The organism is Polaromonas sp. P1_F8, assembly GCF_056405635.1.
Genome location: NZ_JBFUBS010000001.1, coordinates 1,750,682 through 1,763,793 on the forward strand (window position 1 = coordinate 1,750,682; position 13,112 = coordinate 1,763,793).

A 13,112-nucleotide genomic window follows, 5' to 3' on the forward strand; every position below is an offset into this window, starting at 1 on the left:
CCTTCCGGGAGAGAAACAGTGTGCGCTATGCGCCTATCGTCAAAAAATGCGCTTGCTGGGCAAGCAACTGAAGGTTGATTTCCTGCCAGGTTGCACCATTGAGGTCAACGTACTGGTTGCCAAAGAAATCGGGCGCGTCGGGCGCTTTTTCGGAAAAATCACTGAACGCCTCCTGATTGCGCAGCCCGGACAGCTTGTCGATCAGCAATGCGCAGTTAACTTCCAGGGCGCTGTTGAGCGCAACAAGCCTGGAATCCGTGCGTGCAAGTTCGTTTTTGGGAGGGGGTGCTTTGCCGCTGACGTAACTCGCCAGATCCACGACGCCAAACAGGCCACCGCGCAAATTGGCAACACCGGCGAACCAGGCTTGCGTATACGGAACAGGCTGCGTACTGACCCACGGGAAAATTTCACCGGATTGGCTCAGGGGAAACAGGTATTTCTTCCCGCCGGCCTCCACGGCCAGCCAGGACGCGGCAACGCCTTGCGTCCGCGCAATCTGCAACCTGTCGGCCAGCCGGGTTTGTAGCTCTCTAAGTGCTTGTCTGTTCGCCATGCTTTGGTTTTACGCCGTAAATCAGCCAAGGGCCTTGATTTTGGCCATCAGCTCATCAGCATCCACCGGCTTGGTGATGTAGTCGCGGGCGCCCTGCCGCATACCCCAGACACGGTCAGTTTCCTGGTTCTTGCTGGTGCACATCATGATGGGGATATCCGAGTACAACGGGTCACGTGTGATGGCGCGCGTCAGCTGGAACCCGTTTTGCCCCGGCATCACCACATCCATCAGGATCAGTTCGGGCTTGTCTTCCGCCAGGCGGCGAAATGCGTCTTCTGCATTTTCAGCAGTTTTGACGGTGAAACCATTTTTGACCAGCAGATCGGTCAAGAACATCAATTCGGTTTTGGAGTCGTCAACTACCAGTATTTTCTTGATTGCCATCACACTACTCCTTGTTTAGCGCTGCCGAGATCCTGTACGGTCTGCAGCAGCTGATCTTTTGTAAAAGGCTTGGTCAGGTAGTCTTGCGAACCCACCATACGACCCCGCGCCTTGTCGAAAACGCCGTCTTTTGAGGACAGCATGACGATCGGGACACCCGCAAACTTTGCGTTGCGCTTGATAATCGCACAGGTTTGATAGCCATCCAGGCGGGGCATCAAAATGTCGCAGAAAATCAGGTTGGGTTCGTAGTCGTTGACCTTGGACAGGGCATCAAACCCGTCTTCGGCCAGCAATACTTCATGCCCCCCCTGCTTCAGGAATATCTCGGCGCTGCGCCGAATGGTATTGCTGTCATCGATGACCAAAACCTTCAGTCCGGAACTGGGAATACTCACTGCCTATGCTCCTCATGTTGCAGGCCCTCGGCAACTGCCGGCCTGCGATTGTCCAGGCAAGTGCCTAAGACGCTTAAATCTGAACCATTTCAAAGTCTTCCTTGCGGGCTCCGCATTCGGGACAGGTCCAGTTCATGGGCACTTGCGCCCATGGCGTCCCGGCGGCAATCCCGTGTTCGGGCGCACCGGCAGCTTCGTCGTAAATCCACCCACAAATTAAACACATCCACGTCATTGATTGAGTCACAGCTTAAGTTGCCTTCGAATAGAATGCAACAATTGTATCGAGGCGGCGTTGCTTATTCGCGTACAAGGCAAAATCGCAGCCTATGGCAAACCCCAAAAATCCTCAACTGGACAGCCGACAACTCCAAATCGAGGATACCGACGCATCGCCGGCTTGCGTCATGACATTCAACGCCAACGACCCCAGCGGAGCGGGCGGACTGACTGCGGATATTGCATCGATCACCTCTGCCGGAGCCCACGCGTTGGCAGTTGTAACAGGTGCTTATGTGCGCGACACGGCCGAAATTTTCGACCATTTTTCATTCGACGAAGAGGCTGTAACCGACCAGGCCCGCTCGGCGCTGGAAGACATGGCGGTATCCGCCATCAAGGTCGGATTTGTCGGCAGCCCCGAGAACATCAGCACCATTGCCGAGATCGCCTCGGACTATGCCGATGTGCCGCTGATCGCCTATATGCCCAACCTGTCGTGGTGGGAAGAAAGCGAAATCGACAGCTATCTGGACGCCTTTCGCGAGCTGATGCTGCCGCAAACCACAGTGTTGGTCGGCAACCACAGCAGCCTGTGGCGCTGGCTGCTGCCGGACTGGTCCGGGGAGCGCAATCCCTCGGCTCGGGACATTGCCAAGGCCGCCGCCGACCTGGGTGTTCCCTACACGCTGGTCACCGGAATCCCCATGCCCGACCAGTTCATCGACAACGTGCTGGCCACGCCGCAAGCCGTGCTTTACAGCGAGAAATTCGAACGTTTCGAGGCGGTCTTTGCCGGTGCAGGCGATACGCTGTCTGCGGCCCTTTGCGCACTGCTGGCCAACGGCCATGACCTGCAGGCGGCCACCTCCGAGGCACTGACTTACCTGGACCACAGCCTGGATGCCGGCTTTCATCCCGGCATGGGCAATATCGTGCCGGACCGCCTGTTCTGGGCACAGGCTGATGTCGATGAATCCGAAGACGAAGCGGCCGATGCCGAGACTGGCGATGACGCCGCCCTGGTTTTGAAGACTGAAATTGACCTGCCCCCCAATGGAACAACCAAACACTAAGCCCCCTGCCAAACCCCTTTCCGCCGAACTTTCCCGCAACAACGCGCTGTTTGAGCGCGCCAAAAAACTGATCCCCGGCGGCGTCAACTCCCCGGTTCGGGCCTTCAAGGCGGTAGGCGGCACGCCTCGTTTTATCCAGCGCGCCCAGGGGGCTTACTTCTGGGATGCGGACGGCCAGCGTTACATCGACTACATCGGTTCCTGGGGTCCCATGATCCTGGGCCACGGACATCCGGCGGTCGTAGAAGCCGTGCAAAAAGCCGTGCTGGAGGGCTTTTCCTACGGCGCACCGACCGAGCGTGAAGTGGAGCTCGCCGAAGAAATCGTGCGCCTTGTGCCTTCGCTCGAAATGGTGCGACTGGTGAGTTCCGGCACCGAAGCCGCCATGAGCGCGATCCGCCTGGCGCGCGGCGCCACGGGCCGCAGCAAGATCATCAAATTTGAAGGCTGCTACCACGGCCATGCCGATGCATTGCTGGTCAAGGCCGGCTCAGGCCTGGCCACTTTCGGCAACCCGACCAGCGCCGGCGTACCGCCCGAAGTGGTGCAGCACACCCTGGTGCTCGAGTACAACCACCTCACCCAGCTTGAAGAAGCCTTCGCCCTGCACGGCAAGGACATTGCCTGCCTGATGATCGAGCCGATCGCCGGCAACATGAACTTTGTGCGCGCCAGCGTCCCCTTCATGAAGCGCTGCCGCGAGCTGTGCACTCAGTACGGTGCACTGCTCGTGTTCGACGAGGTCATGACCGGCTTTCGCGTGGCGCTGGGTGGCGCCCAGAGCGTTTACGCCCGCAGCATTCCCGGCTTCAAGCCCGACATGACGGTCATGGGCAAGGTGATAGGCGGCGGCATGCCGCTGGCCGCCTTTGGCGGCACGCGCGCCGTGATGGAGCAACTGGCACCGCTGGGCCCGGTCTACCAGGCAGGCACGTTGTCAGGCAACCCCGTGGCCACCGCCTGCGGCCTGGCAACCTTGCGCGAGATCGCCAAACCCGGCTTTTACGAAGCGCTGGGGGCCCGAACCCGCAGCCTGGTCGCTGGCCTCACACAGGCTGCCGGCAAGGCCGGTGTGCCGTTTTGCGGTGACAGCGAAGGCGGCATGTTCGGCTTTTTCCTGCTCGGCCAACTGCCGCAGAACTACGCCACGGTCATGACGACCGACAGCCCTGCGTTCAATCGCTTCTTTCATGCGATGCTGGACAGCGGGGTGTATTACGCGCCGGCGCTGTATGAAGCGGGCTTTGTGAGTTCAGCGCATACGGACGCGGACATCGAAGCGACGGTGGCGGCGGCGGCGAAGTTCTTTGCCGCCGGCTAGGCAGCGTCCCTGACCATACATTGCAGTATTCGGGCTTTAGCCCAATCAGGGCGTGCGCGAGCAGCTATTAAATCAATAGCGGCCGCACGTTGATGCAGGGGTTCAAGGCGCGGAAGTGTTCTTGCGCCGCCCCTGACCTATTACCCCGAGAGGGAAAAGAGACGTACTACGCTATCAATTTGATAGCTGCTCGCGCCCGTCCCTATTGGGCTATCGATCAAAAACCCTTAAAACGTGACTTAATGCCGGAAATGCCGGACCCCGGTCAGCACCATCACCACTTCGCGCTCGTCGGCTGCCGCGATGACCTCGTCATCCCGCATGCTGCCACCGGGCTGGATCACGCAGGCCGCGCCGGCGTCCACCACCACGTCGAGACCGTCGCGGAAAGGGAAAAAAGCGTCGCTCGCCACTGCTGAGCCCTGCAGCGTGAGGTTGGCATTGGCCGCCTTGATCGACGCGATACGCGCTGAATCGATGCGGCTCATCTGGCCGGCGCCCACGCCCATCGTCATGCCGTCCTTGCAGAAGACGATCGCGTTGGACTTGACGTACTTGGCGACCTTCCACGCAAACAGCAGGTCGTGTAGTTGCTCCTGCGTCGGCTGCGCTTTGCTGACGACTTTCAGGTCGCCGATGGCGAGTTCGTGGTTGTCGGCCGTCTGCATCAACAAACCCGAGCCGACAATTTTCACGTCCACCAGGTTGCGGCCCTGCTTCCACGCGGTGTCGCCACCGGGCGGCAGGTCGATCTGCAGAATGCGCACATTGACTTTGGTCTTGAAGACTTCCAGCGCTTCAGGGCTGAAGGCCGGCGCGATGAGCACCTCGACGAACTGTTTGGAGATCTCGCGCGCGGCGCGCTCGTCGAGCGGACAGTTCAGCGCGATGATGCCGCCAAAAGCCGAGGTCGGATCGGTCTTGAATGCCTTGCTGTAAGCCTCGAGAGCGTCCTTGCCGACCGCCACGCCGCAAGGGTTGGCGTGTTTGACGATCACGCAGGCAGCGCCGTCCTTGATCAGGTCGAAACTCTTGACGCATTCCCAGGCGGCGTCAGCGTCGGCGATGTTGTTGTAGCTGAGTTCCTTGCCCTGCAGCTGTTTGGACATGACCAGCGAGCCGGGTGCCGGGTACAGGTTGCGGTACAGAGCAGCCTGCTGGTGCGAGTTTTCGCCGTAACGCAGGTCCTGCACCTTCACGAAACGCCCGTTGGCCTGGCCGGGAAACATGCCGTGGCTGCCGTCGGCCTGGATGCCGGAGAGATAGTCGCTGATCGCGCCGTCGTACTGGCTGATGCGGTTGAATGCCGCTATCGACAAGGCGAACTTGGTCTTGTCGGTCAGCTTTCCGCCGGTTTTCAATTCGGCCAGCACACCTTCGTACTGCGAGGCATCGGTCAGCACGCCAACGTCTTTCCAGTTCTTGGCCGCCGACCGCACCATGGCGGGGCCGCCGATGTCGATGTTTTCAATCGCGTCTTCCAGCGTGCAGCCGGGCTTGGCGACGGTGGACTCAAACGGGTAAAGATTGACCACCAGCAAGTCGATGGTGTCAATGCCGTGGGTTTTCAGCGCGGCCATGTGCTCCGGCACATCGCGCCGGGCCAGCAGGCCGCCGTGAATCTTCGGGTGCAGCGTCTTGACACGGCCGTCGAGCATTTCCGGAAAACCAGTGTGGTCGGCGACTTCGGTTACCGGCAGACCGGCGTCAGCCAGCAGCTTGGCCGTGCCGCCAGTGGACAGCAGCTTGATGCCCAGGGCATGCAGCGCCTGCGCGAATTCGAGGATGCCGGTTTTGTCCGAAACGGATATCAGTGCGTTCATTTTTGTCTTCTCTAAAGGAGGATGGCCGGCGAAAGGGCCGGACCATGGGAGCGTGTTTTTATTTGATGAGCTTGTGCTCAACCAGCTTCTTGCGCAGGGTGTTGCGGTTCAGGCCCAGCCATTCGGCGGCGCGCGACTGGTTTTGCTCGGCATGCTGCATGACAACTTCCAGCAGCGGTTTTTCCACCACCTTGACCATCATCTCGTACATGCCGTCGGGCTCGGTGCCACGCAGGTCCTTGAAATAGCCTTCCAGGCTGGTGCGTACGCACTCTTCGATATGTTTTTTGCTCATGCAGCAGCTTCTTCCTGATTTTCCTGATTTTTATCTTTGTCCGCCCATGCCTGCGCACGCACGCCCTCGTCATCAACCTCGACGGCAGCGGCCGGAATCCGGTCCATCTGCGCCCCCAGCCCCTCAAAAAAAGCACTCACCGCCTTCAGTTGCGCTTCGCAGTCTTCCAGCAGGTTCATCTGCGCGCGAAACGCCTCACCCCCTGGCAAGGTCTTCACATACCAGCCGATGTGTTTGCGCGCCGTGCGCACACCGGTGTATTCACCGTACAAGTCGTAATGGTCATGCAAATGATCAAGCAACAGGCGTTCGACTTCCGCCACCAGCGGCGGCGCAAGATGCGTGCCGCTTGAAAGGAAATGTGAAATCTCGCGAAAAATCCACGGACGCCCCTGCGCTGCACGGCCGATCATCACGGCGTCAGCGCCGGTGTAAGCCAGCACATCGCGGGCCTTTTCAGGGCTGGTGATGTCGCCGTTGGCCACCACCGGAATGCGCAGAGCGGCTTTCACGGCAGCAATCGTGTCGTACTCGGCATGGCCCTTGTAGCCCTGCTCGCGCGTGCGGCCGTGCACCGTGATCATCTGCACGCCGGCGCTTTCGGCGGCATAGGCAATCGCCAGGGCGTTCTTTTCGGCCTGGCACCAACCGGTGCGCATCTTGAGCGTGACCGGCACATTGCGCGGTGCGCAGGCGGCCACCACGGCATCCACGATCTGCAGCGCCAGGGGTTCGTCCTGCATCAGCGCCGAGCCCGCCCACTTGTTGCAGACCTTCTTGGCCGGGCAGCCCATGTTGATGTCGATGATCTGCGCGCCGCGGTCAATGTTGTAGGCGGCGGCTTCGGCCATCATCTGCGCGTCGGTGCCGGCGATCTGCACAGCGATCGGCGCGGCCTCACCCTCGTGGTTGGCGCGACGTGAGGTCTTCAGTGTGTTCCACAGGTCGCGGCGAGACGTCACCATCTCGCTGACGGCATACCCGGCGCCGAGCTTCTTGCTGAGCTGGCGGAACGGCCTGTCCGTGACACCGGCCATGGGCGCGACAAACAGGTTGTTTGCCAAAGCGTAGGGGCCGATGTTCATGGGAAGTGAGCGCTGCGAGGTTGCTGAAAAAGGAGGCACGATTGTACCTGCCCAAAATTTCAGCAATTGAAATTTGCACACGGAGTTGTAAGCGTCTTCCTGACACGGTGGCTGGCCCGCCTTGCCTATACTCAAATAGATATATGGAAGCCTGGATTCACCGCCTGATAGAACTTTTGGCCCTGCCCGAATACGGTTTGAGCACGGTATTTGTGGTTTCCTTCATCTCGGCCACGCTGTTGCCGCTGGGCTCGGAGCCGGTGGTCTTCGGCCTTGTCAAGCTCAACCCCGCCATGTTCTGGCCCGCAGTGCTGGTAGCAACTGCAGGCAATACGCTGGGCGGCGCGCTCGACTGGTGGATGGGTTACGGCGCCCACAAGGTGGTGGACAAATACCAGCATTCATCGCACCACGGCCGTGCGGTCCGATGGCTGGAGACACTCGGCCCGAAAGCCTGCCTGCTGGCCTGGTTGCCGGTGGTCGGAGACCCGCTGTGCGCGGTCGCGGGTTGGCTCAAGTTTCCGTTCTGGCCCTGCCTGGCTTACATGGCGGTCGGCAAATTTTTGCGCTACTTTTTGATGACCGGCAGCCTGATCTGGGCCTTTCCGGGCGTGGTGACCGGATAGGCATCAGAAGAAGAATCAGAAGAAGGATCAGAAGCGTTCGTGTGGCAGCAGGTAGCGCCACTGACCGGGTTGCAGCTGGCTCATCGCCACACGGCCGATACGCAGCCGTTTCATGTCTTGCACCTGAAGGCCGACGCTCTCGCACATGTAGGCAATCTGCCCCGGGACTTCACCCTTGAGGGCAAAGCGCAAGCGCTTTTCACTTTGCCAGCTCACTTTGGCCGGCGGCAACAAAACACCCCTGAAGGTAAACCCGTGGTCCACCCGGTTCAGCCGGTCCAGCCCGCCGGGTTTGATGTCACCGCTGACATCGACGATCACTTCATGCTCCATCACGCGCGCATCTTCGCGCAGCTTGCGCACCACGCGCCAGTCCTGCGTCAGCACGACCAATCCGCTGGCAGGTGTTGCCAGCGGCGTCACCAGTTCCACCGTGGAGAAATGCTTCTTGAGCGGCCGGATGCCGGAGCGGTCGTCGGGCGATTGTGTAGCGGCCGACAGCAACCGGGCCACCTGCGCCGCGCCGCCATCGGAACTCGCGTCCTGGCCGGCCGGCTTGTGCAGCAGCAAAGTCACCGGCGTCATCGCCAGCAGGCTCGCATCCTTGTCCAGCACGATGGCCTGGTCCGACACCCGGAACTGGGGCTCTTCGACAGTCACCCCGTCAACAGTGACCCAGCCGCCTTCGATGTACTGCTCGGCCTCACGGCGTGAACAGGACAGCATTTCTGCCAGACGCTTGGCAAGGCGAACGGGTTCTGTCATCGCGGCGTGGCCTTCATGGCGGGTCAAGCGTGGATGAGAGATCAGCCTTGGGCCGCCACCACACCGATTTCCACGCGGTACTGCGGCGCAGCCAGGCGCGGGCTCATGACCGTGGCACGCGCGGGTGTGGCGCCGGGCACCACCCAGGTTTCCCAGGCACGGTTCATTTCACCGAAGCTGTCCATATCGGTCAGCCAGATGGTGGCGCTCAGCAGGCGCGATTTGTCGCTACCGGCTGCTGCCAACAGGCGGTCGATATTGGCCAGGATGCTGTGGGTCTGTTCGTATACACCGGAGCCGGCGTCGTTGCCGGCCACCTGGCCTGCCAGGTAAACGGTCTTGTTATGGATAACGGCCTGGGACATGCGTGGGCCGGTTTCGATGCGCTGGATGGACATGGTGTTCTCTTTCTTTCTCAAAGCGAGGGTTTCAGGGGGATGGCCTGCTCTGGCAAGCAGGCAACGGGACCGCCACCCGATGGTGCGGGCCGTCGTGAGGTATTGTGGCGCGACTTCTTCCATGATGCCGCCACCGTGATGTTCAAGCCGCGCAGCAAATCCGGCCCCTCAGGCGAGCCGGGGCCCTGCAACTCAGCTGCTGAACAGGAAATTCATCACGTCGCCATCCTTGACGACGTATTCCTTGCCTTCGCTGCGCATCTTGCCGGCATCCTTGGCGCCCTGCTCGCCTTTGTAGGCAATGAAGTCGGCAAACGCAATCGTCTGGGCGCGGATGTAGCCCTTTTCAAAGTCGGTGTGAATGACGCCCGCGGCTTGCGGGCCGGTGTCACCCACGTGGATGGTCCAGGCGCGCACTTCTTTCACGCCCGCGGTGAAATAGGTCTGCAGGCCCAGCAGCTTGTACGCCGCCAGGATGAGGCGGTTGAGCCCCGGCTCATCCTGGCCGATCTCCGCGAGGAACATCTTTTTGTCTTCCTCGTCCATGTCGGCCATCTCGGCTTCCATCTTGGCGCAGATCGCCACGACCGGCGCCTTTTGCTCTGCCGCGTAAGCCTTGAGGCGGTCCAGGAAGGGGTTGTTCTCAAAACCGTCCTCGGCCACGTTAGCCACAAACATGGCCGGCTTGGCGGTGATCAGGAAAAACTGGCCTAGCAGCGGCAGTTCTTCCTTGCTGAAGTCCACAGTGCGCACCGGTTTGCCTTCATTGAGCGCGGCCTGGCATTTCTCCAGGATGGCAACCAGCTTGACAGACTCCTTGTCGCCCGAGCGGGCCGTCTTGGTTACGCGATGCAGGGCTTTTTCAACGGCGGCCAGGTCGGCCAGACAAAGCTCCGTCTGGATGACTTCGATGTCGGAAATCGGGTCCACCTTGCCGGCAACGTGGATCACGTTGTCATCTTCAAAGCAACGCACCACATTGACGGTGGCGTCGGTTTCGCGGATATGGGCCAGGAACTTGTTGCCCAGTCCCTCGCCCGTACTGGCGCCCGCCACCAGGCCTGCAATGTCCACAAACTCGACGATCGCCGGAACAATGCGTTCAGGCTTGACGATTTCAGCCAATTGCGCCAACCTCGGGTCGGGCACTTCCACGATGCCAACATTGGGCTCAATGGTGCAAAAGGGGTAGTTTTCAGCCGCGATCCCCGCTTTGGTCAACGCATTGAAAAGGGTGGATTTACCGACGTTAGGCAAGCCTACAATGCCGCACTTCAAACTCATGAGAAACCTTCAAAAACAGGCTGAGAAGTGTATTCGATGCGCGCCCGGCCGGGGTTGGAGCGCTTTGTGGCAGGCATTCGCCACCTTTGTGCTGGCCGGTTTTCTGGGCGTTCTGGCGCATCCTGCGCAGGCCCAGCCCATCGTGGCTTTAAACGACGCCAAGCCGACCCTGGACGTGGCAGCGGCGAGTTTGACATGGGTTGACAGCGACGGCCAGGCCGGCATCGACCAATTGGCCGGCGGCCATCCAGGGGCTTTGTTCGTCCCCTCGGTTGCCGATACGGTGCATTCGCTCGGCCCGCACGCAGCGCTCTGGCTGCATTACCGTTTTGCCAGGTCATCCGGCTCGCGCCAGGACTGGTTGCTTGAGTTTCCCCTGCCCCTGCTGGACCTGGCGACGGTGTACCAGCGTGCGCCGTCGGGAGGGTGGATTGCCGAAACTGCCGGGGACACCGTGCCGGTCTCCAGCTGGCCAGAACCTGGCCGTTATGGGCATTTCCGCCTGAACCTGCCGGACAACGGCGTGCATGACGTGTATGTGCGCATACAGCACCAGACCGAGGTCAGCATTCCGGTTCGGGTCAGCACGCGAGGCAACCTGACGCAGCGGCTTCAGCTGGAATACCTCGCGATTGGCGTGGTATTTGGCGCACTGGTGCTGTTGATCATTGCCTGCGTTGCCCAGAGCTGGGTTTACAGCGACCGTGCCTATGGGTGGTATTCCGTGTACGCCGTCATCATGGCCCTCGTCGTAGCGGCGTGGACGGGAGTGGCAGGCCATTTCCTCTGGGGCAACTTCAGCACCTGGAACAACATGGCGCAGGGCTTCCTCGCCATCCTGGGCGGCGGCTCGGCGCTGCTGGTCGTGCATCACCTGTGCGGCACCGGTTCACGCCACAAGTGGTTTGAGCGGCTGGCCTACTGGACAGGCATGGCCGGAGCGCCGCTGGCGCTGGCCTATCTCGTGCTGGAGCGCGGCCTGGGCATAGGCCTCCTCGGGACTTACCTGGTTGCCGTTGTCGCACTGGGAACAAGCCGGGCCTACATGACGTGGCGACGCCACGATGTCGTGGGTTTCTGGGTACTGGCGGCTTTCTCCCCGCTGGGGCTGGTAACGCTCCTCACCGTCATCAGCATCCTGGGCCTGTTTTCCCTGTCGTGGCTGTCTCATTACGGCCTGATGGCAGCACTGACCATTGAAGTGCCCCTGCTGCTGGTGGCACTGAACACGCGTTCACATGAGCGCCACGCGGTGGAAGCGCGCGAGCAGGCCATGTCCAGCCAGGACGCGCTCACCGGCCTGCTTGCCGCACACCTTTTTCACGACCGCTTCAAGCAGGTGGTGGGCCGGGCACAGCGCCACAAGGAGCCGGCGGCCGTGGTGTATATCGAACTGGTCAACTACCGGTATATCAAGAAAACCTGGGGCACCGCGGTGGCCGAGCAAAGCCTGCTGCGAAGCGTGATCAAGTTGCGCCGGATCCTGCGCGATGTCAACACCGTGGGGCGCATCGACGAGGCGCGCTTCGGCCTCATCCTTGAAGGCGTCGCATCGCGCCCACCGGTCACCGACCTGGCGGCACGCTTGATCGCGGCCGGCCTCATGCCGCTCAAGGGCCTGAAACCGGAGGTCGTTCTGCAATTTCATGTCGCGGGCGTGCTGCTGAGCGAGCGCCTTGGCAGCCATGAGGAAATTTCCACGGCCCTGGCCGACCTGTTGCACAGCATGGCGGCTCGCACCCGCCGGCCCATTCGCTTTCTCGAGCCGGAGTTGACACACCCCATGCCGCTGGACGCCGAATCAACGCTGGACAGCCTCTCAAGCGGTCCGCAGGCGCCAGAGGCGCTCCCTGCGTCCACGGCCACCCACGCCCCGCCGCCCCTGCGGGCGGTCAAGAGTCATTCAAACAGATAACTCGCACCCACCGGCTGACCCACCTTGAGCTGGTGGTCAATGCCCGCCAGCACAATGGCATTCATGCCGAACGTCAGCGCGCCGTTCACCCGCGCATCCTGGCGATAGGTTTGCAGCATGTCGCCCACTTCCGGGCTGCTGACAGCCGTCGCGGGATCGACATTCGGAATCGGGCAACGCGGACAGGGCTTGACCGGCTTGAGCTGGACCACGCCTTGCGCCGTGGCAACCTGCAGGACTTCAATGCGGTCCTCATCGTGCGGCGCCAGGGCGTCAGCACCGGCGGCATCGCCCAGCACGATGTTGGGCCGAAAGCGCTCCATGCCCACCGCAGGGGTGCCGGCAGCCACCAGCTTTTCGTTGAAATGCGCCAATGAGGCTTCGCTGAGTACCAGCAACGGGTAACCGTCGCTGAACTGGTTGAGCGCTTCCACATCGCCGGTCCATTGCGGACTGCAAACCCGCTTGTGTTCGGGGTCAAACCGCACCAGGCGCGCAGTCTGGCCCAGGAAGTCGGTGAACCATTGGGCCGCGATGGCGCCCATGTCATATGCCTGGACTTCGTCCTTCCAGACCCGCACGCGGACCGGTTCTTCCACCTGGTCCAGCGCAATGTGAAGGGCCAGCATGCCGGGCGCGCGCAGCACCATGTCGTGGTACCTCAGCTGGGGCCTGATCAATGCCATGCGCGGCAACTCACGTTGGGTGAGGAACTCGCCCTTGCTGTCCACCACCATCCAGGCACGGTCAAATTCCAGCCCGGTTTCAGTCAGGAGGGCATCCTGCACCTGCACGCCGGCACAGGATTTCACCGGATACACATAAAGGCGTGAAATCACGGCCCTGAGGTCAGAAGGTGCATCGGCCGGTAATGTTTCGTTCAATGGATCGCTCACTTTTCAAGCCTTTAGGTTCAGATGCACGGCCAGAAACCGCGCAGTAATTGTTTGCCCAAAACGTCAAT

General features: G+C 61.0%; 15 protein-coding genes. 4 read left to right on the top strand and 11 right to left on the bottom strand.

Annotated elements, in window-relative coordinates; all coding sequences use genetic code 11:
• Positions 1–25: 25 nt before the first annotated feature.
• From AC1D1J_RS08320 to AC1D1J_RS08335, 4 genes are all read right to left on the bottom strand, one after another.
• Positions 26–556, bottom strand: a complete 531-nt coding sequence (locus AC1D1J_RS08320; RefSeq protein WP_092131850.1) for a chemotaxis protein CheW — start codon at positions 554–556, stop codon at positions 26–28.
• A gap of 21 nt (positions 557–577) precedes the next feature.
• Positions 578–943: a response regulator transcription factor gene (locus AC1D1J_RS08325; RefSeq protein ID WP_007864987.1), complete on the bottom strand. Its 366-nt coding sequence runs from the start codon at positions 941–943 to the stop codon at positions 578–580.
• Positions 943–1,341, bottom strand: coding sequence for a response regulator (locus AC1D1J_RS08330; protein WP_457281039.1), 399 nt, complete (start codon positions 1,339–1,341; stop codon positions 943–945). The genes AC1D1J_RS08325 and AC1D1J_RS08330 overlap by 1 nt, the downstream gene beginning before the upstream one ends.
• 73 nt (positions 1,342–1,414) lie before the next feature.
• On the bottom strand, positions 1,415–1,588 hold the full coding sequence (locus AC1D1J_RS08335; RefSeq protein ID WP_092131853.1) for a rubredoxin: 174 nt from the start codon (positions 1,586–1,588) through the stop codon (positions 1,415–1,417).
• Positions 1,589–1,670: 82 nt separating this feature from the next.
• On the opposite strand from AC1D1J_RS08335, the gene thiD reads away from it, so the two are divergent.
• Positions 1,671–2,636: a bifunctional hydroxymethylpyrimidine kinase/phosphomethylpyrimidine kinase gene (gene thiD / locus AC1D1J_RS08340; protein WP_457281040.1), complete on the top strand. Its 966-nt coding sequence runs from the start codon at positions 1,671–1,673 to the stop codon at positions 2,634–2,636.
• On the top strand, positions 2,617–3,957 hold the full coding sequence (gene hemL, locus AC1D1J_RS08345; RefSeq protein ID WP_477694386.1) for a glutamate-1-semialdehyde 2,1-aminomutase: 1,341 nt from the start codon (positions 2,617–2,619) through the stop codon (positions 3,955–3,957). Before thiD ends, hemL begins: the two co-directional genes overlap by 20 nt.
• A gap of 239 nt (positions 3,958–4,196) precedes the next feature.
• On the opposite strand, the gene purH is transcribed toward hemL, so the two are convergent.
• Genes purH through dusB form a run of 3 tightly spaced genes read right to left on the bottom strand, consistent with a single transcriptional unit; the run spans position 4,197 to position 7,160 of the window.
• Positions 4,197–5,780 (bottom strand): bifunctional phosphoribosylaminoimidazolecarboxamide formyltransferase/IMP cyclohydrolase, encoded by a 1,584-nt coding sequence (gene purH / locus AC1D1J_RS08350; protein ID WP_477687307.1) that lies wholly within the window; start codon positions 5,778–5,780, stop codon positions 4,197–4,199.
• 58 nt (positions 5,781–5,838) lie between these two features.
• Positions 5,839–6,075 (bottom strand): Fis family transcriptional regulator, encoded by a 237-nt coding sequence (locus tag AC1D1J_RS08355; protein ID WP_348047983.1) that lies wholly within the window; start codon positions 6,073–6,075, stop codon positions 5,839–5,841.
• A complete protein-coding gene (gene dusB, locus AC1D1J_RS08360; protein ID WP_477694387.1) occupies positions 6,072–7,160 on the bottom strand; it encodes a tRNA dihydrouridine synthase DusB in 1,089 nt (362 codons plus the stop codon). Before dusB ends, AC1D1J_RS08355 begins: the two co-directional genes overlap by 4 nt.
• A 143-nt stretch (positions 7,161–7,303) precedes the next feature.
• Between dusB and AC1D1J_RS08365 the strand changes: the two genes are divergently transcribed.
• Positions 7,304–7,786: a YqaA family protein gene (locus tag AC1D1J_RS08365; RefSeq protein WP_477649934.1), complete on the top strand. Its 483-nt coding sequence runs from the start codon at positions 7,304–7,306 to the stop codon at positions 7,784–7,786.
• Between the two features lie 27 nt (positions 7,787–7,813).
• Here the strand turns inward: AC1D1J_RS08365 and AC1D1J_RS08370 are convergent, their stop codons facing one another.
• The 3 genes from AC1D1J_RS08370 to ychF form a co-directional block, all read right to left on the bottom strand.
• On the bottom strand, positions 7,814–8,551 hold the full coding sequence (locus AC1D1J_RS08370; RefSeq protein WP_477694388.1) for an rRNA pseudouridine synthase: 738 nt from the start codon (positions 8,549–8,551) through the stop codon (positions 7,814–7,816).
• Between the two features lie 41 nt (positions 8,552–8,592).
• Positions 8,593–8,949: a RidA family protein gene (locus tag AC1D1J_RS08375; RefSeq protein WP_477694389.1), complete on the bottom strand. Its 357-nt coding sequence runs from the start codon at positions 8,947–8,949 to the stop codon at positions 8,593–8,595.
• A 192-nt stretch (positions 8,950–9,141) separates the two neighbouring features.
• Positions 9,142–10,233, bottom strand: a complete 1,092-nt coding sequence (gene ychF / locus AC1D1J_RS08380) for a redox-regulated ATPase YchF (RefSeq protein WP_477694390.1) — start codon at positions 10,231–10,233, stop codon at positions 9,142–9,144.
• Positions 10,234–10,297: 64 nt separating this feature from the next.
• Between ychF and AC1D1J_RS08385 the strand changes: the two genes are divergently transcribed.
• The gene (locus tag AC1D1J_RS08385) at positions 10,298–12,148 is read left to right on the top strand and encodes a sensor domain-containing diguanylate cyclase (RefSeq protein ID WP_477694391.1); all 1,851 of its coding nucleotides are present in this window, start codon (positions 10,298–10,300) and stop codon (positions 12,146–12,148) included.
• Here AC1D1J_RS08385 and AC1D1J_RS08390 read toward each other — a convergent pair.
• Positions 12,133–13,044, bottom strand: a complete 912-nt coding sequence (locus AC1D1J_RS08390; RefSeq protein WP_477694392.1) for an MOSC domain-containing protein — start codon at positions 13,042–13,044, stop codon at positions 12,133–12,135. The two genes, AC1D1J_RS08385 and AC1D1J_RS08390, sit on opposite strands and share 16 nt — an antisense overlap.
• Between the last annotated feature and the right edge of the window lie 68 nt (positions 13,045–13,112).